The following is a 23,584-nucleotide window of genomic DNA, read 5'->3' on the forward strand; positions in this document are numbered from 1 at the left end:
ACTGCGCCGATCAACGGCGCGCATGCTCACGCGGCAGGGCAGGCTTGGCGCAACACATGTGTGCAAACGCAGCATAAGTCAAGCACTGTGACCATTTGGTTAAACGGCGGTGATCTCCACCGTGACGTCAATCGAGGCGGTCGGCGGCACACCATCCAGCGTTACCGGGGACACCGTCGCGCCATCGGGCAGAGTCAGGACCACGGTGCTGCCGCCCGCGCCATTGTCGGCCAGCGTATAGGTAACAGGGCCGAGGTCGATCACCGCTTGCGGCAGGTCGAGTTGGAAGGTGAGGCTCTCCGTCCCGGCGTCGAAATCGGTGATGGTGGCGTTGTCGTCCCGCACCCCATCGAAGGTGAAGCTGTCACTTCCCTCGCCGCCAGTCAGCAGATTGCCGGTCGTGGCCCCGATGATGATCTCGTCATCGCCCGCCCCGCCGTCTATCGTGTCCGACCCGCTGCCACCTCCCAGATGGGGCGCGGGGGTGTCGGCCAGGATTGTGTCATTGCCGTCGCCGCCATCCGCGACATCGTCACCTTCGCCAAGCACGATCATGTCATCCCCGGCCCCGCCGCTGATGGAGTCGTCTCCATCGCCTGAAATCACGATATCGTCGTCGTCGGATCCGGCGATGGTATTCGGTCCGTCGCCCAGACTGACGGTGCCCTCCTGACCATTGAGGACGAAATTCACGCCGTTATCGCCTTCCACGTCATTCTCCACGAAAGGGTCGGCCAGAAGCAGGTCGTAGGTGACATCATCCGCCGTCGAGAGGCCCTCAAGCCGCACAAGCACATGATCGCCGTTGACGATCTCCAACGCCGTGCCATCTGCGCTGTCGCGGGTGGTAAAGCTGACCGGAGTGTCGGCGTCGCTGCCGATATCCTGGTGCACCAGGGTCAGGGATTCTGTCGCCGGGTCGAAATCGGTGATCGTGACGGTTCCGATGCCATTGCCGCTGCCGTCGGGTCTGTCGACCGGGTCATCGCTTCTGACGATGAATGTGTCGACACCGTCATCGCCGGACAGAGTGTCGCTGCGGTCGCCGCTCAGCGTGTCATCGCCGTTCCCGCCAAAGACCGTATCATCGGCATCGCCCACAGGTCCGGACGTGTTATCATTGGAACTGATCCAGTCGTTTCCGTACCCACCGAGGAACAGATCCCCCCCGCCAGCGGCAGACAGCGTATCATCCCCGGCCCCGCCATCCAGCACATCGCTGCTGGCGGTCAGGCCGTCTTCTCCATCCGTGATTGAATCGTTGCCGATGCCACCCAGCAGGGTATCGCTGCCCCCACCTCCGGAAAGCTGGTCATCGCCGGTGCCGCCTGCGACAAGATCGTCGCCCGCCTCGCCGTTCACCCTGTCATCGCCAGGGCCCCCATAAGGGCTGTCATTCCCGATGCCGCCATTGATGGTATCGTCGTCCGCGCCGCCATTGATCGTGTCGTCCCCCGCGTCACCGTCGATGAGGTCGTTGTCACGACCGCCTAAAAGCGCATCGTTCCCGGTGCCGCCACGGATCGTGTCATCGCCGTTGCCGCCGCCGATGCTGTCATCGCCTGCATTGCCCTCGAGGCTGTCCTCGCCGTTGTTGCCGAACACGGTATCGTCACCGAAGCCGCCCAGTAGCGTGTCGGCCCCTTCGCCATTGCCGCCGCTCAGCCAGTCGTTGCCGGTGCCGCCGGAGGCAAAGTCGTTTCCGGTGCCGGCTTGCAGGCTGTCATCCCCGGCCCCGCCCCACAGGCTGTCATTCGCGGCGCCGCCATCGGCCGAGTCGTTGCCGTCCCCGCCATAGAGCAGGTGTGACCCGAACCCGCCCAGAACGGTGTCATCGCCGGGGCCTCCATGAACCGTGTCATCGCCCCCATCGCCATCCAGCCGGTCATTGCCGTCATAACCCCAGAGTAGGTCATTCCCGGCAAGGCCCGAAATATCGTCATCGCCCGGCCCGCCATAGAGGGTATCGTCGCCATCGGTCGCGCCATTGGGCGAAGGGCCGGACGGGCCTGCGGGTTCCTCTGAGTCGTCATCGCTGCTGTCAAACAGGAACGCCATTCCAAGAACCGCCAGCAAAAGCGGCAATGCCAGTTCAAACCCCATCGAAAAACCCCCCGATACCCAATACTTGCGACTCAGTCGGTTACAATCTTAACGATTTTACCCCCCCCCCGGCTATTTCCATCGTGGAAACAATCACCGGCACTGTTTCCGTTGCCGCGCGTGCCCACCCCTCCCGCGACGGTCCCGACCGGCCCTTTCCCTTCGTCGCGCACTGGCATATGAGGCGCGTGATCCCTGACGAGAAGGAGCAGGACCATGGGTTACAAAGTTGTCGTCGTCGGCGCCACGGGCAATGTGGGTCGCGAAATGCTGAACATTCTGGCCGAACGCCAGTTCCCGGTCGACGAGATCGCGGCGCTGGCCTCGCGCAGGTCTCTGGGCACCGAGGTGTCCTTTGGCGATCAGACGCTCAAGACCAAGGACCTGGACCAGTTCGACTTCACCGGGTGGGATATCGCGCTCTTTGCCATCGGTTCGGACGCGACCAAGCAATACGCCCCCAAGGCGGCCAAGGCGGGCTGCATCGTGATCGACAATTCCTCGCTCTACCGCTACGACCCCGACGTGCCGCTGGTGGTTCCGGAAGTGAACCCCGAGGCGGTCGATGGCTATGCCAAGAAGAACATCATCGCGAACCCCAATTGCTCGACCGCGCAGATGGTGGTGGCGCTGAAGCCCTTGCATGACCGGGCGAAGATCAAGCGGGTGGTGGTTTCGACCTACCAGTCGGTTTCCGGCTCGGGGAAAGAGGCGATTGACGAGCTGTGGGACCAGACCAAGGGCATGTATGTGCCGGGCCAAGAGAGGGCCCCCAAGGTCTACCCCAAGCAGATCGCCTTCAACGTGATTCCGCATATCGACGTGTTCATGGAGGACGGCCAGACCAAGGAAGAATGGAAGATGGTGGTCGAGACGAAGAAGATCGTCGATCCCTCCATCAAGGTGACGGCCACCTGCGTGCGAGTGCCGGTCTTTGTCGGTCATGCCGAGGCGATCAATATCGAATTCGAGGAGTTCCTGGACGAGGAAGAGGCCCGCGACATCCTGCGCACGGCCCCCGGTATCCTGGTGGTCGATAAGCGCGAGGATGGCGGCTATGTCACGCCCGTGGAATGCGTCGGCGATTTCGCCACTTTCATCAGCCGCATCCGCCAGGATTCGACCATCGAGAACGGGCTGAATATCTGGTGCGTCAGCGACAACCTGCGCAAGGGCGCGGCCCTGAACGCGGTGCAGATCGCCGAGACGCTTGGCAACCGGGTGCTGAAGAAGGGCTGACCGTTTCGGGACGATTGCTGCGTCCGTCGAAAAAAAAGACCGCCCGGCCAAGGATCGGGCGGTCCTGTCCGTCATATGCTATAGTCGACACCGGACACCCGGACCTTCGCCCTTATTTTGGGCGCAAGTCGGGGCTGATGCTGTCTGAACCCATATGAAGGATATTTATTGCAATGAAACGACTTCTCTTGACCACGGCGATTTGCGCCACCCTCCCCTTCGCCGCGCAGGCGGATGAATTCCTTGTCCGCGCCGACGTGACCGAAGCGACCGTGTTTCTCGGCGGCGTGACCGAGATCGTGCGCGAGGTCAGCCTGACCGTTCCGCAAGGCGACCATGACGTGTTGCTGGCGCTGCCCTCGGGCGTGCAGTTGCAGCGCGCGGATATCGCGGGCACTGGCCCCGTGACCCTGGGCAGCTACAGCGTCGAGACCGCGCATCCGATCGAGGAAGGCGCGCTGGACGGGCCGGACGTTGCCGCGGCCCGCGCGCGGGTCGAAGACCTTGAGGACCGGGTCGACGCGGTGAATGCCCGCATTGCCGAGGCCGGTGCCGCCGTCCAGGCCGCCGCCCTGCAACGCGCCTATCTGCAAAGCGTGACCGCTGGCGGCGACAACGCGGCGCCGTTTCCGACCGAACCCGAGCTGTTGGGCCAGATGCTGACCACGCTCGGCACCCAGATGGCCAATGTCGCCGAGGCCGCGCGACTGGCCGAAGAGGAACAGACCGCGCTGCGCGAAGAGCTTGCCGAGGTGAATACCGACCTCAATGCCGCGCGCACCGCGCTGAACGAGCTCTACCCGTTCGGCACCTCGGTGACGGTCATGCGCGTGCCCGTCAGCGCCGAGGCCGAGGCCGATGTGACCCTGACGCTCAGCCATTTCTCGACCGCCGCCACTTGGTCGCCGGTCTACACGCTGCGGCTGGACAGCACGGCGGAGGAGCTGGCCGTGGAACGCGCCGTCACGCTGCAACTCACCGGCAATGAACGCTGGCACGATGTGGGGGTCTCGGTCTCGACCGCCGATCCGGGGCGTGAGCGCGCGCCGAGCGATCTGAGCCCGCAACCGGCCCGCATCCACCCGCCCGAGACTGAGGAAAGCCGGGGCGTCGGTTTCGGCATTGTCCAGCTCGGCAATGGCAATGCGGGTGGTTTCAACACCACGCTGGCAAGGCCCTCTCCGGCCCCGGCGGCCGATATGGCCCCGGTGGAGGTGCAGGCCGTGGGGGCCTCGCTGACCTACAGGCTGCCCGGTGCGGTGACGATCACGCCGCGCGACAGCAGCCGCCAGCCGCTGGATACGCTGAGCTTCGATGTCGACCTGACCAACCGCGCCGTGCCACGCCATGACGCCACCGCCTTCCTGGTGGCCGAAGTCGAGAATGACAGCGGCGAGGCGCTGCTTTCGGGCAACGCGGCCTTCTACCGGGATGGTGAGCTGTTGGGCGAGGCACAGCTTGGCTTTCTGGCCGACGGGGCCGAGACCGACCTGGCCTTCGGTGCGCTGGATCACCTGCAACTGGACTGGCGCGATCTGTCCCGCGACGAGGGGCAGACCGGGATTTTCACCAGTGCCGACACGCAAGTGCGCGCGGTCGAGTTCTCGGTCGAGAATACGTCCGACGAGGCCGAGGAGGTGCGCCTGCTCTATGCCGTGCCCTTCGCCGAGCAGGAGGAGCTGGAGCTTGACCTCGACCTGAGCGTCACGCCGGACGCGCGCGATGTGGACGGCCAGCGCGGGGTGCATGCCTGGGAGCTGACGCTGGAGCCCGGCGAGACCCGGACGATCCGCATGGATGTGGAGTTCTCCTGGCCCGAGGGCGAGGTGCTGGACTGGCGGCCCTGATCCGGGGTGAGGGTCAGGTGTCGCCCTGGCCCTCCTCCACGATATCCTGAAGGTTCATCAGACCGGCCTCGTAATCGGGGCCGACCAGCCGATCCATCATCAGCCCCATCCAGCGCCCGATCGGGTTCATCCCCATATCGACATCAAGGCCCCAGGTAACCTGCGTGCCGCCCCCGACATCCTCCAGGTCGATCCAGGCATCGGCGGTGCCCATATCGCCGAAATCGAGCAGCGTCTCGACGCGTTCATTCTCGATGCTTTCGACGATCTCCTGGCGGCCATTGCCGACCGTATCGACATCAGAGCGCCAGACCATGGTGTTGCCGACGCCTTCCTCGGGCCCCTCGAACGTGACCTCCATATCCGGGTCGCGCACCGTCCAGGGCGACCATTCGGTGCCGCTTTGCAGCGAGTTCACGAAAGGAAACACCTCCTCGGGCGGGGCGTCGATGGTGACCTGACGCTCTACAATGACATGGCGTGGCAGCAGGTAGGCGATGGCGGTGAAGACCGCGACCACGATGAACAGGCCAAGAGTGATTCGTTTGAGCATGCGCATGGGGGAGGCTCCGGATGCTAAGGATCAGGCCGGTATAGCACAGGTTGCGCAATGTGTCAGAAGGGCTCGGTAGGGGTGAACGCGCGCAACCGGCTTAGGCCGCCCGAAACTGTTCCTTGAGGCTGTTCTTGAGCGCCACTTTGTCCAGATCTGCGCCACTGGCATCGGGCCCAAGCAAACCCGAGTATACCTCAATAATCTTGTCCAAGCTGCTTTCCAGGTCGGACTCCATTGTTCGTCTTTCACGAGCGATGGTGGCTGCCGAGCGGTCGTATGGCATCTAATTCTCCGTCTCAAAATGAACGGGCGGCATTGACGCCCCGCCTGCTGCGGAGCCTACGCCCGGAAGAAATCCCTGTCTACAGATATAGCCTGTTCGTGGCCATAACAGGGCATTATCGGCGAAAATTCGTAAAAAAATCGTGCACGGCACGCCGATTTCAGCCTTTATGCCCCAAATTGAATAATCCGAAAGTAACAGAATGCGCGAAGATTCTCAAACCGTCGGCAGTGTGATCACGCGCGTTTTACCGAAAGGTACCAACCCACCCGATGTGCCAGAGTTGGACCCGAATAGTGTTCACGCCGCCTGGACGCGCCCGCCGCTGTTCCCGCTCGATATGTTCGCGGTTGCTGCCCATCTGTGCAAAGTCGGCAGCGTGATCTCCTACTTTGATCCTGCGCCGGATGGATCAGGGTATGAAGAGTGCCAGTTCATAATCACCCGCGCAGATCGTGACGCTGCGGATGAAGCCGCAAGTAAATGGCGGACAATCTTATCGGACCCCGTCAGCAACCCGCTGGAATTTGTCACTGAGCTTTGGCAATCGCTGTTGGAAGAATGGGACAGCCCGACTTCACCCGCGATCTATGAGAGCGCGCCAGAGTGCCCACCGGACTGGTAGAAGCCCGCACTTATGCTGACCATGATCGCAGATATGGCCTGTAATCGGATCCTGAAAGACAAGGACGGCAAAAGGATCCCCGAGAGCCCTTTTGAAGATTGGGTGCTGTCTAAATACTTGGTCAAGGAAAAAGAAGCTGAAGAAGAAGAGCGTGACTTTCGCCCACCTGCAAGCCTGTGTCTTATGGCCGATTCCAGCGTCACTTGTGTTTTGCCAAAGATGCGGGTTGCTCCAGTGGGGGCGACCGTTCGCAATTTGTCGCGCAACCTATCCCTGCTGCCCGGGCGTGGTGAAGTCCGGTGCCATTGGGCGGGGCTTGGCAAGAAGAGCGCACCAAATGAGGATGACGAAACGCTCGATATTCTGTTGATTCCAGAGCCGCGCAGGCTGAGGGCGCTGGATTTTGTCCCGCATGACAATGGCTCAAGGACATCTGCCGAGCTACAGCGCGACAAATGGCGTTGGGACAATTTCGAACTGCACCAGACATGGATCAGATCCGAGCAGGCACGGGCCAAATTCCTGAGCGATTGCAAGAAACTGCTCTTGGCGGCCCGGCAGCAATCGCGATGTGTAAACGCTGTTGTGCTGCCGGAATATGCATTGGATTATAAACTCTTCGACCAGATCTGCGCGTTGTTGAAGACGATCGAACCCAAGCTTGAGTTTGTTATCTCGGGCAGCAGCGACAATTGTTATGGGCAAGCGGGCAACCATGTTGTTACTCGGGTTTGGGACGACAAGAATGCCGCCTCCTTTTATGTAACTAACAGCCGTCGTAAACATCACCGCTGGCGCATGGATCGTCGGCAGGTGGAGGCGTATGCGCTTTCCTCAGCGCTTAATCCGAAAGTCCAGAACTGGTGGGAGAACACGCCCTTGGGTCGGCGCGAGTTGCATTTTCACCGGTTTCGCAAGGCCTCGGCCTTCTCGGTGCTGATCTGCGAGGAACTTGCACGCTCGGATCCTTGCCACGAGATTCTGCGCGCTGTTGCCCCCAATCTGATCTTTGCATTGTTGCTTGACGGGCCACAGATCCGCAGCCGATGGCCCGCGCAATACGCATCGAACCTTGCGGACGATCCCGGTAGTTCAGTGCTGACCTTCACGTCCTACGGGTTGATTGAACGGTCGAACAGACAAGGGCATCATGATCCAAACCACTCCATCGCCATGTGGAAGGATGACACTGGCCATATTGTAGAGATCCCTATGCCTCAAGGAGAAGGGGCGCGGGGCGTGCTGCTTTCACTCTGGTCTGAACACGTCAGAGACATCACGATAACCGGCAAGCGATCAGAAGAACGTGCCTGGCGCTATAGCAGCCACTTCCCAATCAGTGGTTAAGGCGCGGTCAAAACCGCTCCGCCCGCAGCACGTCGCAATCTGTCACGCTGACCACGCCGATATGGCGCTCGACCACCTTGAAGGCGGCTTCCAGCAGCGGGTCGAGCTTTTCGGGGCGGATCAGGCTGACGACGCAGGACATGCCGCCCGCGCGGCTGACCTGTCCGGCGCGGCTCCAGGCCCCCGACCGGCCCGATCCGCCGCGCACCGGCAGGACGGTGAACCCGGTCACGCCCGCGCCTTCCAATGCGTCGGTCAGCCGCTTCTCCATCACCGCCTCGATGATGATCTCCACCCGTTTTGCCTTGTGGGTCTGCATGGGGTCAGCCTCCGGTCGCGATGCGGGCAATGGCCAGGTAGATCGGTATGCCCAAGGTCAGGTTGAAGGGGAATGTCACGCCAAGCGAGAGCGTCAGGTAGATCGACGGGTTCGCCTCGGGCAGCGCCACGCGCATCGCCGCCGGAACCGCGATATACGAGGCCGAGGCCGCCAATATCATGAACAGTGACACGCCGCCCGCCGACAGCCCGATCAGCATGCCCGCCGCAAGGCCCGCGAGACTGCCGATCAGCGGCATGACCACGCCGAAAAGCAACAGCCCCGGCGTCAGCAGGCGCGCCGATTGCCGCAAGCCCCGCCCCGCGACCAGCCCCATATCCAGCAGGAACAGGCACAACACGCCCAGGAACGGCGCCACGATGAAGCTTTCGATTTGCGCCAGCCCGTCGGCCCCCGTGATCCAGCCGATGAGGAACGCGCCCACCAGGAGGACGATGGAGCCATTGAGCATCACCTCGCGCATCAGCTCGCCATCCATCGCGCGGCGCGCGCCGCTGCGCGCGATCAGCCAGAGCGCCGAGAGGATCGCGGGGGCCTCCATCACGGCGGCGACGGCGACCATGTAGCCCTCGCCCTCCAGCCCCGCCGAAGTCAGCACCGACGACCCGGCCACGAAGGTCACGATCGAGATCGAGCCGTAATGCGCCGCCACCGCCGCCGCATCGACCGTGTCCAGCCCGGACATCACCCGCAACAGCCCGAAGGCGACGACCGGGATGGAGAAGGACAGCACCAGCCCCGCGACCAGCGACAGGATCAGCGTCTGGTCGATGCCATGCGCCGCCACGCTGGCCCCGCCCTTGAAGCCGATGGCGAAGAGCAGGTAGAGCGACAGGCCCTTGGCCACGGCCTCGGGCACACTGAGGTCCGAGCGCGCATAGGCCGCGGCAAGCCCCAATACGAATGACAGGATGATCGGCGACAGCAGGTTATCCGCCGCCAGCGACAGGATCGCGTCCATTTCCCTCCCTTTCCAGCCCAGGTCGGACCGGTCCCCCCGGACCCCGACGGCTGCGGGACGGAAATACCTTACACTTTCACGAAGGAATTAGCGTCGGGATCATACATTTCCAAGGCCCCGCTGGAAATTTCCTTCCACAGCCCATGCAGGCTGAGACGGTCTTCCTTCACTGCCTCGGCGACGAAGGGAAAGCTCATCAGGTTGTCCAGTGACACCAGCACGCCCTTCTTCTCCAGCGCGGTCTGGCGTTCGGCCTTGTCGGTGATCTCGGCGGTGCCCTCGCAGGCGGGGCGCAGGATATCCATCCAGCGGCCCACGAAGCTCTCCTTTTCCTCAAGCTCGGGCGCGTTGCCCGACACCATGTCGATGCAGCCCTGCACCCCGCCGCAGCGGGAATGGCCGAGCACCAGGATATTGGAGACCTTCAGCGCCTTGACGGCGTATTCCACCGCTGCCGAGGTGCCGTGGTGGTCGCCATCGGGCTCATAGGGCGGGACCAGGTTGGCGATGTTGCGGTGGATGAAGAACTCACCCGTTTCCGCGCCGAAGATCGAGGTGACATGCACCCGGCTGTCGCAACAGGAAATCACCATGGCGCGCGGGCGCTGGCCTTCCTCGGCCAGGCGCTGGAACCAGGCGTGGTTCTCGGCATAGGTGGTGGCCTTCCATGCCTGGTAGCGGCGAATGAGGTAGGCGGGCAGCGGCGAGACATGCGACATCGGGGGACCTCTTCCCTGTTGACTGAACCCTTCGGATACTAGGCATTCCATGTAATTTCGAGCCTTTTCTTGGCGCGGCCTCAACGCTTTCTTCAACATGCGCGGCGATGGTGGCGGCATCCGTGGGGGCGGAAGTGGAGTGGATGATGAAGCGGCCCGTAACAGTATTGAAACCGGAGGAACCCGCGCGGTTCAATCCCGACCGGCTGGAACGCCTTTGCGATGAGATCGGAGAGCTGCGCGCCGAACATGAGGTTGCGCGCGCCTTGGAGGACTTGACCGCGCAGCTGGACAAGGTCGCGCAGATCGACCCGATATCGGATGCCGACCGATTGGCCCGCGTGCTGCGGGCGCTGGTCGCGACCTCGGACCATATCGGCATGGCGACGCTGGCCCGCGTGGGGCGCGATGTGCTGGCCTGTCTGCACCGGGCCGATGTCGTGGCCCTCATGTCCACCCATGCAAGGCTGATGCGGGTGGGCGACCGGTCGATCCGCGCGATCTGGGATCTGGAGGACCTGTCGGGCTGAGGGCCGGGGGCCCGCCTTGTGTTGGAGGATCACACGCCCGTAGTGCGCCGATCCGGCTTGCAGTGGCCGCTCGTGTCGTTAGGCTGTCGCCGAAATCCCAACCTGACGGACCGTGATGAGCCCCCGATTTTCTCCCGCCACCTCCGATGCCATTCCCGTAACCCCGCTTGCGCCCGACGCGCTGGCCCCGCATCTGGACAGGCTGCCGGATGCCGCACGCGCCTGGGTCGGGGCGCAGGGGTTTGCAGCCGATCTTGGTCAGACCTGCGCCTATCCCGGCCCTGAGGGGGGCATCGCGGGCGTTTTGGCGGGACGCGGGACCGAGGAAGCGCGCGCCCGCAAGCGCTTCGCCCTGGGGGCCGCGATCGCCGGATTGCCGGAGGGGCTCTACCAACTGGAACAGGGCCTTCCACAGGCCGAGGCCGAGGAAGCCGCCCTTGGCTACCTGCTGGCCTGCTACCGTTTCGACCGCTACAGGTCCAACCCCGCGGCGAAGGCCGCGCTGGTCGGCCCCGAAGGGGTCGATACCGCGCTGCTGGAGCACATGGCGGCGGGCGAATACCTGACCCGCGACCTGATCAACTCGCCGACTTCGGATATGGGACCGGAGCAGCTTGAGGCCGCCGCGCGGGCGCTGGCAAAGGATCACGGCGCGACGGTCTCGGTGATCGCGGGCGACGATCTGCTCGACCAGAACTTTCCGATGATCCACGCCGTTGGCCGCGCCTCGGCCTCGGCCCCGCGTCTCATTGACATGTCTTGGGGCAGCCAGGGGCCGGCGCTGGTGCTGGTCGGCAAGGGGGTCTGTTTCGACACCGGCGGTCTGAACCTCAAGCCGGGGTCGTCGATGGGGCTGATGAAGAAGGACATGGGCGGCTCGGCCACTGTCCTCGGCCTCGCGCGGATGATCATGGGGGCGGGCCTTCCGCTGCGCCTGCGGGTGCTGATCCCGGCGGTGGAGAACAGCGTTGCGGGCAATGCTTTCCGCCCCGGCGATATTCTGACCGCGCGCAACGGGCTGACGGTCGAGATCAACAATACCGACGCGGAAGGCCGTCTGGTGCTGGCCGACGCGCTGGCGCTGGCGGCGGAAACCCCGCCTGATCTGATGATCTGCATGGCGACGCTGACCGGCGCCGCAAGGGTGGCGGTCGGGCCGGACCTCGCCCCGTTCTACACCGATGACGATGCGCTGGCCGAGGCGTTGATGACGGCAGGGCGGGCGCAGTCCGATCCGCTCTGGCGGATGCCGTTCCACGCGCCCTACGAGGCGATGATCGAACCGGGGATCGCCGACCTGGACAATGCGCCCAAGGGGGGATTCGCGGGCTCCATCACGGCGGCGCTGTTCCTGCGGCGCTTCGCGCAAGGCACCCCGCGTTTCGCGCATTTCGACATCTACGGCTGGCAGCCCGACGCGGCCCCCGCCCGGCCCAAGGGTGGCGCCGGGCAGGCGGCGCGCGCCATTTTCGCGGCATTGCGCCAGGGTATCGTGTCATGAGCGACCCGCGCGTCACCCCGTCGAATGGCCGTGTCGCCCATGTCTCGCTGAAAGGCGAGGTCGAGGCCGAGCGCTTTGTCGAAGGCCGCCGCCTGATGGTGCAGCAGCCGATGGCCAACATCACCGACGCGCCGCGCGGGCGGCGGGTCAGCCAGCTTCTGTTCGGCGAGGTGTTCCGCGAGTTGGAGACCTATGACGGCTTCAGCTTCGGCCAGGCCGAACGCGACGGGCAGGTGGGCTATGTTCTGACCGGCGCGCTGGCCAGCCCCGAGGCCCCCACGCATTGGGTTACGGCCCCCGCGACCCATCTCTATCCCAAGGCGCATCTGAAGGTGCCGCCCGAGGTCTCGATCTTCTTCGGTTCACCGGTCAAGGTGGTGGCCGAGCGCGAGGCGCATCTGCGCATCCATACCGGCCATTTCATCCCGCGCCCGCATCTGCAGCCGATCAAGGCGCGCTTTGCCGATCCGGTCGGGGTCGCGGACCTGTTCCTCGGCACGCCCTACCTCTGGGGCGGCAACAGCCGGTGGGGGATCGACTGTTCCGGGCTGGTGCAGATGGCGCTCATGGCCTGCGGCATCGACTGCCCGCGCGACAGCGACCAGCAGATGGCGCTTGGCCGCGACCTCTATCATGGTGAGCCTCTGGTGCGCGGCGACCTCGTGTTCTGGGAGGGGCATATCGGCTTCATGGCGAATGAGCGGATGCTCTTGCACGCGAATGCCTATCACATGGCCGTGGCCTATGAGCCGTTGAAGGAGGCCGCCGCGCGGATCGAGGAGGATGGCGGCGGGCCGATCACGGCGCGGCGGCGGTTCTTGAAGCCGTAGGTTCAATGCGTGAGGGTTTCGGCGCTTGCGCGCCGACCCGGGCGAGGGGTTTCACCCCTCGCGCTCCCCAAGGTATTTTTAGCAAAATGAAAGGACTGAGGTCACTCGACCGCGCGGATGAGCTTGCGTTCCAGCACGCGCAGCACGGTCTTCAGGTCATGGCCGCGTTTCAGGATCTGGCCATCCATGCCGATGACGGAATACTGCCCCTGCCGCTGCGCCAGCTTGGGCCGTTTCTCGATCCGGTAGATCGGGTGTTCCGCGGTGCGCTTGAAGACCGAGAAGATGGCCACGTCGCGCAAGTGCGAGATGCCGTAGTCGCGCCATTCGCCTGCCGCCACCATGCGCCCGTAAAGGCCCAGAATCACGCCCAGTTCCTTGCGGTCGAACGCGACCTCTTCAAGCGGGTTGAAGACACCGCCGGGCTGTAGATGCATCACCATTGCAGGCAGATTGGCGCTGTTTCCCGCGTAACGCAAGCGCTGCCACGCAATTGCCCCGAAGATGCCCCGCACCTGCCGCCCGCGCACCCTGATCTCGCCTTTCGGCGGCGTCATAACGGTTCTCGTAGTGATGAGCATTGGCTCACCCCCGACGGCGCGGTTTTCTTGCCCCCACCCAGTCCGTGCCGTCGGGGACTACACCTTCCCCCCGAACCGCCATTGCCCGCCGAGTTTCCGCCTTTGTCGAGCAAGGTTGCCGGATATCGCAGATCCCGTGTTAAGCTCGGGTCAGAAAGCCAATGGAATCGGAGGAGGTGCCACATGTCCCGCCACATCATCGACAAGCCCGCCGAGCGTGAATCGTCACCGAGAATGGAAGAATATCTCCGTCAAGAGCGCCTGAAAGGGCCGCATGCCGCCACCAAGGCCCTGCAACGCCGCCCGCGCAGCCGCGACAGTCAGAAACGGGTGGAGGAGTTTGCCCGGATCGAGCGGGAGAACAGCTGATTCCCGGTTCGGGCGCAAAGACCCTCTGACCTCCGCGGCGACCCGATGCGCTGCGAAGGTCGGGGTGTGGGGGAGGGCTACTCCCGCACCAGCCTCTCATACCCTTCCGCGATGTCGCGGGTCAGGGCGCCGACCTCGAAATTGTAATCGCCGATCTGGCCCACCGGTGTGACCTCGGCCGCCGTGCCGGTCAGCCAGCATTGCTGGAAGCCTTCCATCTCGCCGGGTTCGATATGGCGTTCATGGACCTTGATCTGACGGTCCTTGAGCATCCCGATCACTGTCTGGCGGGTCAGGCCGTTCAGGAAGGCATCGGCGAGCGGCGTGTGCACTTCGCCGTCCTGGACAAAGAAGATATTGGCCCCCGTCGCCTCGGCCACGTAGTTGCGATAATCCATGAACAGCGCGTCCGAACAGCCCTTTGCCTCGGCGGCGTGCTTGGACATGGTGCAGATCATGTAGAGACCGGCGGCCTTGGCGTGGACGGGGATGGTTTCGGGGCTCGGGCGTTTCCACTTGGAGATGTCGAGCTTGGCGCCCTTCATCTTGGCGTCACCGTAATAGGCGCCCCATTCCCAGGCCGCGACAGCCAGACGAACCGGGTTACGGGCCGAGGCAACGCCCATGTCCTCGCCCACGCCACGCCACGCGACGGCGCGCACATAGGCATCCGTCCAGCCATTGGCCTTGAGCACGTCGTATTTGGCCTTCTCGATCTCCTCGACCGACCAGGGGATCTCGAAATCGATCATCTCGGCGGATTTCTTCAACCGCTCGGAATGCGCCACCGACTTGAAGATCTTGCCGTTGTAGCAGCGCTCGCCCTCGAAGACCGAGGACGCATAGTGCATCGCATGGGTCAGGATATGCACATTGGCCTCGCGCCAGGGGATCAGTTTGCCATCCATCCAGATGTAGCCATCGCGGTCGTCATATGCGCTCATTGTCTTATCCTTCGCCAAGGGTCGCAATTTTACGGTTTGTTGCGCCTCTTATGGCCGTATCGGACATAATATTTCGCCAAACCGGCCATTCGCTACCAATTGATTCTTGGAAAGTCAACAAGGCTGACATAAACTGTGATCCAGAGCAGAGGCATGGGGGAATCCGGATATGGCCGAAAGAGGGGCTGCAAACGCGGTGTTCAGCGGCGAGGGGCTGCTGTTCCTGACCGACGAACAACTCAGGCGCGGAATCGAGGCGATGTTCTTCGCCTATCGCGGCTTCACCGCCGATCCCGACAAGATCCTGCAGGATTACGCCTATGGCCGGGCGCATCACCGGGCGATCCACTTCATCAACCGCAGCCCCGGCACCACGGTGAACAACCTGCTGACCATCCTGGGGGTCACCAAGCAATCGCTCAACCGTGTCCTGCGGACGCTGGTGCAGGATGGCCTCGTCGAAAGCCGGGTTGGTACGCATGACAAGCGCGAACGCCACCTTTACCTGACCGAGGAGGGGATCGCGCTGGAGCGCGAATTGTCAGACGCGCAGCGGGCCCGGATGCGGGCGGCGTTCCGGGCGGCAGGCCCCGAGGCGGTCGCGGGGTTCCGCACCGTGCTTGAGGCGATGATGGACCCCGAGTTGCGTCGCCAGTTCAGGGCCGGACCGGGAGGTGAGACATGAGCGACCCTTCCGCCCATCTGCTGATTGTCGATGACGACGAGCGCATCCGCGGGCTGTTGCAGAAATTCCTTGTCCGGCACGGCTTCCTGACGACCGCCGCGCGCGACGCGGCCCATGCCAGGCGGCTGGTCGAGGGGTTGGAGTTTGACCTGATCGTGCTGGACGTGATGATGCCGGGTGAAGACGGCATCAGCCTGACCAAATCCCTGCGCGAAGAGATCATGACGCCGATCCTGCTGCTGACGGCGCGCGGCGAGGCCAGCGACCGGATCGGCGGGTTGGAGGCCGGGGCCGACGATTACCTGCCCAAGCCGTTCGAGCCCAAGGAACTGCTGCTCAGGATCAACGCGATCCTGCGCCGGATGCCCGCCGTGGCGGAGCCGCAGGGTACGCCGAACATGCTGAACCTCGGGCCGATCCGCTATGACCTGGAACGCGGTGAGATGTGGCACGGCTCTGAGCCGATCCGCCTGACCGCGACCGAGGCGGCATTGATGCGGATTTTCGCGGGCTGCCCGAATGAACCGGTCAGCCGCGCGCAGCTGGTCGAGGATCTGGGCCGAGACAAGGGCGGCGGCCCGGCGCAGAGCCAGGAACGCGCCGTCGATGTGCAGATCACCCGGCTTCGGCGCAAGATCGAGGCTGACCCGAAACAGCCGCGCTACCTGCAGACCGTGCGGGGCGCGGGATATATGCTGGCACCTGACTGATGACAATCTGGATGAAGAACGTGGCGGGCGCAGAACACGAGATGCCCGCAGGCCACCCCGAGCAGATCGCCCGTTTGGAGCGGGTCAACGCGGCCCTGGAGGGGCCAGGGTTCTTTGCGCTGGACATGCACCATGCCCCGATGGCCGGGGAGGCGGACATCATGCTGGCCCATCCGCGCGCCTATCTTGAAGGGATCCGGCGCGTCGCGCCGAGCAAGGGGATGATCAGCCTCGATCCCGATACCAGCATGTCACCCGCCACGCTGGAGGCGGCGCTCTGCGGGGTCGGCGGCTGCATCGCCGCCGTCGATGCGGTGATGGCGGGCGAGGTGAAGAACGCCTTTGTCGGCACGCGTCCCCCCGGCCACCACGCCGAAAAGACCCGCGCCATGGGGTTCTGCCTGTTCGGCAATGTCGCGATTGCGGCGAAACACGCGCTGGACAGGCTCGGGGCTTCGCGCGTCGCGGTGGTCGATTTCGACGTGCATCACGGCAATGGCACGCAGGATCTGCTGTGGGAGGAGGATCGCGCGCTGTTCATCTCCAGCCATCAGATGCCGCTTTTCCCCGGCACCGGGTCGGCCAGCGAGCGCGGCGCGGCGAATAATATCATGAACGTGCCACTGGCACCGGGAAGCGGAAGCGATGCAATGCGGGAGGTCTACGCCAATCGCATCCTGCCGAGGTTGGAGGCGTTCGCCCCCGACCTGATCCTGATCTCGGCGGGTTTCGATGCCCATGCCGATGACCCCTTGGCGAACCTCAATTGGACGACTGAAGATTTCGTCTGGCTCACCCGCAAGATCTGCGCGGTGGCCGACCGGGTATGCGGCGGTCGCGTGGTGTCCTCGCTTGAGGGCGGATACGACCTGGACGCGCTGGCCGAGGCGGTGGCGGCGCATGTCAGCGTGCTGATGGAGCAATGACCACCGCGCTGATCACGCACGCCGATTTCCTGGCGCATGTCACGCCCGCCCATGTCGAGGAACAGCCCGCCCGCCTGGCCTATGTGCTGCGCGCGTTGGAGGGTCTGCCGCTGGAGCGTCACGAGCCCCCCCTGGCGGAGGAGGCGAGCATTACCACGTTGCATGACGCCGCCTATGTGGCGCGGATCAAGGCCAGCATTCCGGGCGACGGCTTTGTCCTGCTGGACGCCGACACAGACAGTGAAACCGCGCTTTGCCTGACCTCCCTCCCCGCGATCCTGCACGCCGTGGGGGCGGCGCAGATGGGTGTCGATCTGGTCATGTCGGGCGCGGCGCGCAACGCTTTCGCCGCCATCCGTCCCCCCGGCCATCACGCCAAACAGGCGCTGGCGATGGGGTTCTGTTTTCTCGGCAACGTGGCGCTGGCGGCGCGTCATGCGCTGGACCGACACGGCCTGTCCCGCGTCGCCATCGTGGATTTCGACGTGCATCACGGCAATGGCACGCAGGCTCTGCTTTGGGATGAGCCGCGCGTGCTGACCGTCACCTCGCACCAGATGCCGCTGTGGCCCGATACCGGTTATCCGTCCGAGACCGGCGCGCATGAGAACGTGCTGAACGTGCCGCTGGCCCCCGGAACAGGCGGGATCGAGATGCGCGAAGCCTATGAGCGGCTGGTGTTCCCCCGCCTGCATGATTTTGCGCCGGAATTGCTGCTGATCTCGGCGGGGTTCGACGCCCATGCCGCCGATCCGCTGGCCGATCTCACCTGGCACGAGGCGGATTACACGTGGCTCACGCAGGGCCTTTGTGACATTGCCGATACGCATTGCAACGGTCGCGTGGTCTCGACTCTCGAAGGCGGCTATGATCTGGACGCGCTGGCCGCATCGGTCGCGGCACATGTGAGGGTTTTGACGGAGCGAGCCGGATGAGCAATGAGACGAAGATCGACGAGATGAGCTTTGAAGAGGCCATCCGCGAATTGGAACAGGTGGTCAACGCGCTGGACAAGGGCGATGTGGCGCTGGAGGATTCGATCTCGCTCTATGAGCGCGGGGCCAAGCTCAAGGCGCGCTGCGAAGCGAAGCTGAAGGAGGCCGAGGAAAAGGTCGCGCAGATCACGCTGGACGCCGACGGGCAGCCCAATGGGGCCAAGCCGGTCGAGGGGCTCTGACCCCTTGTTCCAGGCAAAGCTGACATCCACCCAAGACGCGATCGGGGCGTTTCTGGCCACGCGGATCGGCGCGCTTGGGCGGGACCGGATCGTCGAGGGGATGCGCTATGCCAGCGCCGGCGGCAAGCGGCTGCGCGGGTTCCTGGTGCTGGAAAGCGCGGCGCTGTTCGGTGTGAACCGGGACGCCGCGATGCAGGCGGCGGGCGCGGTGGAATGTATCCACGCCTATTCCCTCGTGCATGACGACCTGCCCTGCATGGATGACGACGACCTGCGCCGGGGGCAGCCGACCGTTCACCGGAAATGGGACGAGGCGACGGCGGTCCTGGTGGGTGACGCGTTGCAGAGCTTTGCCTTTGAATTGCTGGCCGATTCCGTGACGGGAGATGCCGACCAACGGGCTGAGTTGATGGCCACGCTGGCCCGTGCCGCAGGCCCGCGCGGCATGGTTCTGGGACAAAGCCAGGACATCGCCGCCGAAACCGCCGCGACCCCGCTGACGCTGGAGCAGATCACCACGCTCCAGGCCAACAAGACCGGCGCGCTGCTGGAATGGCCGGCCCATGCCGGGGCGATCCTGGGCCGGGCCGATGCCGCCCCCCTGCGGCACTACGCGCGGGCGATTGGGCTTGCTTTTCAGATCGCCGACGACATCTTGGATGTAGAAGGCGATCCGACGAAGGCCGGGAAACGGCTGCAAAAGGATGCCGAGGCAGGCAAGGCGACCTTCGTGTCGCTGCTTGGGCTGGATGCCGCCAAGGCGCGGGCGCAATCGCTGGTCGATGAGGCCGAGGCCGCGCTGCAGCCTTATGGCGCTGCGGCGGGAACCTTGCAGGATCTCGCGCGCTTCGTTATCGCGCGCGATACCTAGACCCTTGGAGACCGGCCCGATGAGCCAACGCCCCGCCACGCCCCACCTGGACCGCATCGCCTCCCCCGCCGATCTGCGGGGCCTCAGCGATATGGACCTGCGCCGCGTGGCCGATGAGCTGCGCGCCGAGACCATTCACGCCGTCAGCCAGACCGGCGGCCATCTGGGCGCGGGGCTTGGCGTGGTCGAACTGACCGTGGCGCTGCACGCGATCTTCGACACGCCGCGTGACAAGCTGGTCTGGGATGTCAGCCACCAATGCTACCCCCACAAGATCCTGACCGGGCGGCGCGATCTGATGCCGACACTGCGCAAGAAGGATGGGCTGTCGGGCTTCACCAAGCGGTCCGAGTCGCCCTATGATCCGTTCGGCGCGGCCCATAGCTCGACCTCGATTTCCGCCGCGCTCGGCTTTGCCGTGGCGCGCGATCTTGGCGGCGTGCCCGATACCGGCGCGGGCGACGCGATTGCCGTGATCGGCGACGGTGCGCTCTCGGGCGGCATGGCCTATGAGGCGATGAACAATGCCGGTCACCTGGGCAAGCGCCTGATCGTGATCCTGAACGACAACGAGATGTCGATCGCGCCGCCGACGGGGGCGATGTCCTCCTACCTCTCGCGGCTCTATGCCGGTGCGCCGTACCAGGAGTTGAAGGCCGCCGCCAAGGGGGCCGTCTCGCTGCTGCCGCCGCCCTTTCAGGAGGGCGCGCGAAGGGCCAAGGAATTGCTGAAATCGGCCACCGTGGGCGGGACGCTGTTCGAGGAACTGGGGTTCTCCTATGTCGGCCCCATCGACGGGCATGACATGGAGCAGCTTCTGTCCGTCCTGCGCACCGTCAAGGCCCGCGCCGACGGGCCGATCCTGATCCATGCGATCACCAAGAAGGGCAAGGGCTACAAACACGCCGAACACCGCCCCGACAAGGGCCATGCCTCTGCGCCCTTCGACGTGGCGACCGGCGACCAGCGCAAGGCCCCTTCGAATGCACCGAGCTACACCAAGACATTCGCCAAGGCCCTGATCCGTGAGGCCGAGGCCGATGACAAGATCGTCGCGGTGACCGCGGCGATGCCCGATGGCACCGGGCTGGACCTGTTCGGAGAGCGGTTTCCCAAACGCTGCTTTGATGTCGGCATCGCCGAGCAGCACGCGGTGACCTTCTGCGCCGCGCTGGCGGCGGGCGGGATGAAGCCCTTTGCCGCGATCTATTCGACCTTCCTGCAACGCGGCTACGATCAGGTCGTGCATGACGTGGCAATCCAGCGCTTGCCCGTGCGCTTTGCCATCGACCGGGCCGGGCTGGTGGGTGCCGATGGCGCGACCCATGCCGGCAGCTACGATGTCGCCTACCTCTCAAACCTGCCCGGTTTCACCGTCATGGCCGCCGCTGACGAGGCCGAGCTGATCCACATGGTCGCCACCGCCGCCGCGCATGACGACGGCCCCATCGCCTTCCGCTATCCGCGCGGTGAGGGCGTGGGTGTCGATATGCCTGAACGGGGCGTGCCGCTGAAGATCGGGCGCGCGCGCATGATCGCCGAAGGCAACCGGGTGGCGCTGCTTTCCTTCGGGACGCGGCTGTCCGAAGTGCAGAAGGCCGTCGAGGGTCTGATGCAGAAGGGGATCACGCCGACCATCGTGGACGCGCGCTTTGCCAAGCCTCTGGATTCGGACATGATGCTGCAACTGGCCGCCCATCACGAGGCCCTGATCACCATCGAGGAAGGCGCGATCGGCGGTTTCGGCAGCCATGTGGCGCAGCTGCTTGCCGAGAACGCGGTGTTCGACCGGGGGCTGAAATACCGGTCCATGGTGTTGCCGGACGTGTTCATCGACCAGGCCAGTCCGGCAGACATGTATGCCGTGGCCGCGATGAATGCCGAACATATCGAGGCAAAGGTGCTGGATGTGTTGGGCGTGGCATCCCTGGGCCGGAGGGCGTAGGGCGCGGGTCTACTGCCCCCGCGCGTCCAGCCTCGCCTCGATGGCCTTCAACCGCTCCACTACCTCGTCACGGTAGGAATCCGTGGCCGCGTTGCTTTCCTCGGCATGGGCATCCTGCATCGAGTTCACGATCAGGCCCACCAGCAGGTTCACCACCGCGAAGGTCGTGACCATGATGAAGGGCACGAAGAAGACCCAGGCATGGGGGTAGACCTCCAGCACCGGGCGCACGATGCCCATCGACCAGCTTTCCAGCGTCATGATCTGAAAGAGCGTGTAGAGCGATGCGCCGATGGAGCCGAACCAGTCGGGAAAGGCGGCGCCGAAAAGCTTGGTCGCCATCACCGCGCCGATATAGAAGATGATCCCCATCAGGACGAAGACGCTGCCCATTCCCGGCAGGGCGGTCACGAAACCCTCGACGACGCGGCGCAGGCGGGGGGCGACCGAGATCACGCGCAGCACCCGCAGGATGCGCAGCGCGCGCAGCACCGACAGGCCCTGCCCCGCCGGAACCAGCGCAATCGCGACGATGACCGTATCGAAGAGGTCCCAGCCGTTGCGGAAGTAATTCCGCCCGTGGGCGATGAATTTCAGCACAAGCTCGATGACGAATATCGTCAGGCAGGCCCGGTCGATCGCGATGATCAGCGGCCCGACGCGGTCCATGATCGCGGGCGAGGTTTCCAGCCCCAGGACCACCGCGTTCAGCACGATGACACCGATGATGCCATAGCGGATTTCGGGGCGGTTCAGCCAGTTGGCCAGCGCTGTCCTGTTCATTCAAGGCTCCGGGGGGAGGGTCATGCCGCGCTGATATGGGCGCGGCTGATTTGGGCTGCAAGCTCCACATGCGGGCTCCAGCGGAACTGGTCGATGACCTGGACCCAGTCGATCCGGTATCCTGCCTCGCAAAGCGCCTTGGCGTCGCGGGCGAACGTCACCGGGTTGCAGGAGGCATAGGCGATGCGCGGCACGCCGGCTTCGGCGATCTGCGCAACCTGTGTCTCGGCCCCGGCGCGGGGCGGGTCGAGGAGGACCGCATCGAAGCGGGTCAGCTCATCGGGCAGCAGCGGGCGGCGGAAGAGGTCGCGGGTTTCAAACGTGATCGGTTTCAACCCCGTCGCGTGGCGCGTGGCGTGGTCGAGCGCCTCGGTCAGGTCGGCGGCCCCTTCGACGGCATGAACGGCGGCGGTTTGCGCCAGCGGCAGGGTGAAGGTGCCGCACCCGGCGAAGAGGTCGGCGACATGACGCGCCTCGCCCACGGCCTCCTGCATCGCAGAGACCAGCGCGGCCTCACCATCCGGGGTGGCTTGCAGGAAGGCCCCAGGTGGCGGGATCACCTGCGCGGGGCCGAAACGCTGCGCGGGCGGGCTGGCGGTGAAGACGGTCTCATCCCCCCAGGTGAGCCGCGCGAAATGCGGCACGAAGCGGGGCAGGGCAAGGCGCAGCGCCTCATCCAGCGGTTTGCCGCCCGTGACGGTGCAATCGACGCCGGCCTCGGACCGGGTCAGCGCGAAGGCCAGCACCGCGTTGCGCGAGGCACCGAGGCGGGTGACTTCCTCCAACACCGGGACCAGCGCCAGAAGATCGGGATGCAGCACGTGGCATTCCGTGATCGGCACGATGGTGTCCGAACGGCGGGCGTGAAACCCGACCAGCGCGCCCTTCTTGGTGCGCCGACCGGCCAGCGTGGCGCGGCGGCGGGTGCGCGGCGGTGACGTGTGGATGGGGCGGAAGGGCGCGACAATGCCCTGCGCGGCAAGCGCCGTTTCGACCACCTGCGCCTTCCAGCGGGGCACGAAATCATCCGAGGCGTGTTGCAACGCGCAGCCGCCGCAACTGCGGAAATGGGCGCAGGGCGCGCGGACACGGTCGGGCGAGGGGGCCACGATGCGCGGGTCGGTGATGCGGCCATTCTCGGGCACGCCGGATACGACCTCGCCCGGTAGGGTCAGTGCGACCCGCAGGCCGTCGCCGGTGATACCGTCGCCCTTGTGGCCGAGCCGCTCGATTACGTGATCCGTCATGGCCCCCGCCATATCTGCAAACCGGCGCGCGCGAAAGATGGTTCAACCGCTTGGGATCGCGGGGCTGAAGGCATAGCCTTCGGGGCTGAGCACGGTGCCCTCGCGCAGCCCGTGCGGCTTGTCGCGGACGGGCTCCAGCACCACATCGCCGCGCGCCTCGGCCCTTGCGATGGCGGCGTCGGGGTCGATCCCGAAGAGGTAGAGTTGCAAGCCCCCGCCACGCGGCGGCATTTCCGGCACCAGCCCGAGCAGGGGATGCGCACCATAGGTGGCGTCGGCGTGCAGCTGCATCATCATCTGCCCATGCCGGACAATGGCGAAATCCTCTGACACGCGATGCGCGGTGAGGCCGAAAACCTCGGTCAGGAACCTGGCCAACGCCCCCACATCCGGGCTCAGCAGGTTGACGCCGAGCCCTGTCAGGCTGCGCCCGAACGCCTCGGCTGAGATTGTTTCCAGATCCAT

26 protein-coding genes are annotated in these 23,584 nt (G+C 64.8%); 15 read left to right on the forward strand and 11 right to left on the reverse strand.

All coding sequences use genetic code 11. The annotated features are described in order from the left end of the window. Positions 1–99: 99 nt before the first annotated feature. A complete protein-coding gene (locus tag HNS34_RS04655; RefSeq protein ID WP_172318515.1) occupies positions 100–2,103 on the reverse strand; it encodes a calcium-binding protein in 2,004 nt (667 codons plus the stop codon). A gap of 216 nt (positions 2,104–2,319) precedes the next feature. On the opposite strand from HNS34_RS04655, the gene HNS34_RS04660 reads away from it, so the two are divergent. Both HNS34_RS04660 and HNS34_RS04665 read left to right on the forward strand, forming a co-directional pair. Continuing rightward, complete coding sequence (locus HNS34_RS04660; protein WP_172318517.1) at positions 2,320–3,342, forward strand: aspartate-semialdehyde dehydrogenase; 1,023 nt, start codon at positions 2,320–2,322, stop codon at positions 3,340–3,342. Positions 3,343–3,515: 173 nt separating this feature from the next. After that, positions 3,516–5,189: a DUF4139 domain-containing protein gene (locus HNS34_RS04665; protein ID WP_172318519.1), complete on the forward strand. Its 1,674-nt coding sequence runs from the start codon at positions 3,516–3,518 to the stop codon at positions 5,187–5,189. Between the two features lie 13 nt (positions 5,190–5,202). Here the strand turns inward: HNS34_RS04665 and HNS34_RS04670 are convergent, their stop codons facing one another. Beyond that, positions 5,203–5,748: an SRPBCC family protein gene (locus tag HNS34_RS04670; protein WP_172318521.1), complete on the reverse strand. Its 546-nt coding sequence runs from the start codon at positions 5,746–5,748 to the stop codon at positions 5,203–5,205. Positions 5,749–5,842: 94 nt separating this feature from the next. Beyond that, complete coding sequence (locus HNS34_RS04675; protein WP_172318523.1) at positions 5,843–6,028, reverse strand: hypothetical protein; 186 nt, start codon at positions 6,026–6,028, stop codon at positions 5,843–5,845. Between the two features lie 202 nt (positions 6,029–6,230). Between HNS34_RS04675 and HNS34_RS04680 the strand changes: the two genes are divergently transcribed. Both HNS34_RS04680 and HNS34_RS04685 read left to right on the forward strand, forming a co-directional pair. Next, positions 6,231–6,653: a hypothetical protein gene (locus HNS34_RS04680; RefSeq protein ID WP_172318525.1), complete on the forward strand. Its 423-nt coding sequence runs from the start codon at positions 6,231–6,233 to the stop codon at positions 6,651–6,653. 12 nt (positions 6,654–6,665) lie between these two features. Further along, positions 6,666–8,000, forward strand: coding sequence for a hypothetical protein (locus HNS34_RS04685; RefSeq protein WP_172318527.1), 1,335 nt, complete (start codon positions 6,666–6,668; stop codon positions 7,998–8,000). A 7-nt stretch (positions 8,001–8,007) separates the two neighbouring features. Here the strand turns inward: HNS34_RS04685 and HNS34_RS04690 are convergent, their stop codons facing one another. From HNS34_RS04690 to HNS34_RS04700, 3 genes are all read right to left on the reverse strand, one after another. Beyond that, positions 8,008–8,319: a P-II family nitrogen regulator gene (locus HNS34_RS04690; protein ID WP_172318529.1), complete on the reverse strand. Its 312-nt coding sequence runs from the start codon at positions 8,317–8,319 to the stop codon at positions 8,008–8,010. A gap of 4 nt (positions 8,320–8,323) precedes the next feature. Then, positions 8,324–9,301, reverse strand: a complete 978-nt coding sequence (locus HNS34_RS04695) for a sodium-dependent bicarbonate transport family permease (protein ID WP_172318531.1) — start codon at positions 9,299–9,301, stop codon at positions 8,324–8,326. Positions 9,302–9,369: 68 nt separating this feature from the next. Further along, complete coding sequence (locus tag HNS34_RS04700) at positions 9,370–10,020, reverse strand: carbonic anhydrase (protein ID WP_172318533.1); 651 nt, start codon at positions 10,018–10,020, stop codon at positions 9,370–9,372. A 107-nt stretch (positions 10,021–10,127) separates the two neighbouring features. Here HNS34_RS04700 and HNS34_RS04705 point away from each other — a divergent pair, with 107 nt between their 5' ends. The 3 genes from HNS34_RS04705 (at position 10,128) to HNS34_RS04715 (ending at position 12,881) form a co-directional block, all read left to right on the forward strand. Continuing rightward, positions 10,128–10,550, forward strand: coding sequence for a hypothetical protein (locus HNS34_RS04705; RefSeq protein WP_172318535.1), 423 nt, complete (start codon positions 10,128–10,130; stop codon positions 10,548–10,550). 115 nt (positions 10,551–10,665) lie between these two features. Then, the gene (locus HNS34_RS04710) at positions 10,666–12,051 is read left to right on the forward strand and encodes a leucyl aminopeptidase family protein (protein WP_172318537.1); all 1,386 of its coding nucleotides are present in this window, start codon (positions 10,666–10,668) and stop codon (positions 12,049–12,051) included. Then, positions 12,048–12,881, forward strand: a complete 834-nt coding sequence (locus HNS34_RS04715) for a C40 family peptidase (RefSeq protein ID WP_172318539.1) — start codon at positions 12,048–12,050, stop codon at positions 12,879–12,881. Before HNS34_RS04710 ends, HNS34_RS04715 begins: the two co-directional genes overlap by 4 nt. 101 nt (positions 12,882–12,982) lie before the next feature. On the opposite strand, the gene HNS34_RS04720 is transcribed toward HNS34_RS04715, so the two are convergent. Next, on the reverse strand, positions 12,983–13,324 hold the full coding sequence (locus HNS34_RS04720; protein ID WP_172318895.1) for a DUF2794 domain-containing protein: 342 nt from the start codon (positions 13,322–13,324) through the stop codon (positions 12,983–12,985). A 321-nt stretch (positions 13,325–13,645) separates the two neighbouring features. Between HNS34_RS04720 and HNS34_RS04725 the strand changes: the two genes are divergently transcribed. Next, positions 13,646–13,831: a hypothetical protein gene (locus tag HNS34_RS04725; protein ID WP_172318541.1), complete on the forward strand. Its 186-nt coding sequence runs from the start codon at positions 13,646–13,648 to the stop codon at positions 13,829–13,831. Between the two features lie 77 nt (positions 13,832–13,908). On the opposite strand, the gene HNS34_RS04730 is transcribed toward HNS34_RS04725, so the two are convergent. Further along, positions 13,909–14,775 carry a branched-chain amino acid aminotransferase gene (locus HNS34_RS04730; protein ID WP_172318543.1) on the reverse strand — a complete coding sequence of 289 codons (867 nt, stop codon included), beginning with the start codon at positions 14,773–14,775 and terminating at the stop codon, positions 13,909–13,911. A gap of 169 nt (positions 14,776–14,944) precedes the next feature. On the opposite strand from HNS34_RS04730, the gene HNS34_RS04735 reads away from it, so the two are divergent. Genes HNS34_RS04735 through dxs form a run of 7 tightly spaced genes read left to right on the forward strand, consistent with a single transcriptional unit; the run spans position 14,945 to position 21,089 of the window. After that, positions 14,945–15,460: a MarR family winged helix-turn-helix transcriptional regulator gene (locus HNS34_RS04735; RefSeq protein WP_172318545.1), complete on the forward strand. Its 516-nt coding sequence runs from the start codon at positions 14,945–14,947 to the stop codon at positions 15,458–15,460. Further along, positions 15,457–16,170 carry a response regulator gene (locus HNS34_RS04740; protein WP_172318547.1) on the forward strand — a complete coding sequence of 238 codons (714 nt, stop codon included), beginning with the start codon at positions 15,457–15,459 and terminating at the stop codon, positions 16,168–16,170. Before HNS34_RS04735 ends, HNS34_RS04740 begins: the two co-directional genes overlap by 4 nt. Next, entirely contained in the window at positions 16,167–17,096 is a 930-nt protein-coding gene (locus HNS34_RS04745) for a histone deacetylase family protein (RefSeq protein WP_407925852.1), read from the forward strand. The genes HNS34_RS04740 and HNS34_RS04745 overlap by 4 nt, the downstream gene beginning before the upstream one ends. Further along, positions 17,093–18,031: a histone deacetylase family protein gene (locus HNS34_RS04750; RefSeq protein ID WP_172318551.1), complete on the forward strand. Its 939-nt coding sequence runs from the start codon at positions 17,093–17,095 to the stop codon at positions 18,029–18,031. The genes HNS34_RS04745 and HNS34_RS04750 overlap by 4 nt, the downstream gene beginning before the upstream one ends. Beyond that, positions 18,028–18,273, forward strand: coding sequence for an exodeoxyribonuclease VII small subunit (locus tag HNS34_RS04755; protein WP_172318553.1), 246 nt, complete (start codon positions 18,028–18,030; stop codon positions 18,271–18,273). Before HNS34_RS04750 ends, HNS34_RS04755 begins: the two co-directional genes overlap by 4 nt. Positions 18,274–18,277: 4 nt before the next feature. Beyond that, on the forward strand, positions 18,278–19,144 hold the full coding sequence (locus tag HNS34_RS04760; protein WP_407925851.1) for a polyprenyl synthetase family protein: 867 nt from the start codon (positions 18,278–18,280) through the stop codon (positions 19,142–19,144). A 19-nt stretch (positions 19,145–19,163) separates the two neighbouring features. Next, the gene (gene dxs, locus HNS34_RS04765; protein WP_172318557.1) at positions 19,164–21,089 is read left to right on the forward strand and encodes a 1-deoxy-D-xylulose-5-phosphate synthase; all 1,926 of its coding nucleotides are present in this window, start codon (positions 19,164–19,166) and stop codon (positions 21,087–21,089) included. A gap of 9 nt (positions 21,090–21,098) precedes the next feature. On the opposite strand, the gene HNS34_RS04770 is transcribed toward dxs, so the two are convergent. From HNS34_RS04770 to HNS34_RS04780, 3 genes are read right to left on the reverse strand one after another with little or no spacing between them, the layout of a single operon-like run. Then, complete coding sequence (locus HNS34_RS04770; RefSeq protein WP_172318559.1) at positions 21,099–21,872, reverse strand: ion transporter; 774 nt, start codon at positions 21,870–21,872, stop codon at positions 21,099–21,101. Positions 21,873–21,892: 20 nt separating this feature from the next. After that, entirely contained in the window at positions 21,893–23,119 is a 1,227-nt protein-coding gene (locus HNS34_RS04775) for a class I SAM-dependent RNA methyltransferase (RefSeq protein ID WP_172318561.1), read from the reverse strand. A gap of 42 nt (positions 23,120–23,161) precedes the next feature. Continuing rightward, positions 23,162–23,584: a VOC family protein gene (locus tag HNS34_RS04780; protein ID WP_172318563.1), complete on the reverse strand. Its 423-nt coding sequence runs from the start codon at positions 23,582–23,584 to the stop codon at positions 23,162–23,164.

The sequence above is a fragment of the Alterinioella nitratireducens genome (assembly GCF_013155465.1).
GTDB classification, from domain to species: Bacteria; Pseudomonadota; Alphaproteobacteria; order Rhodobacterales; family Rhodobacteraceae; genus Alterinioella; species Alterinioella nitratireducens.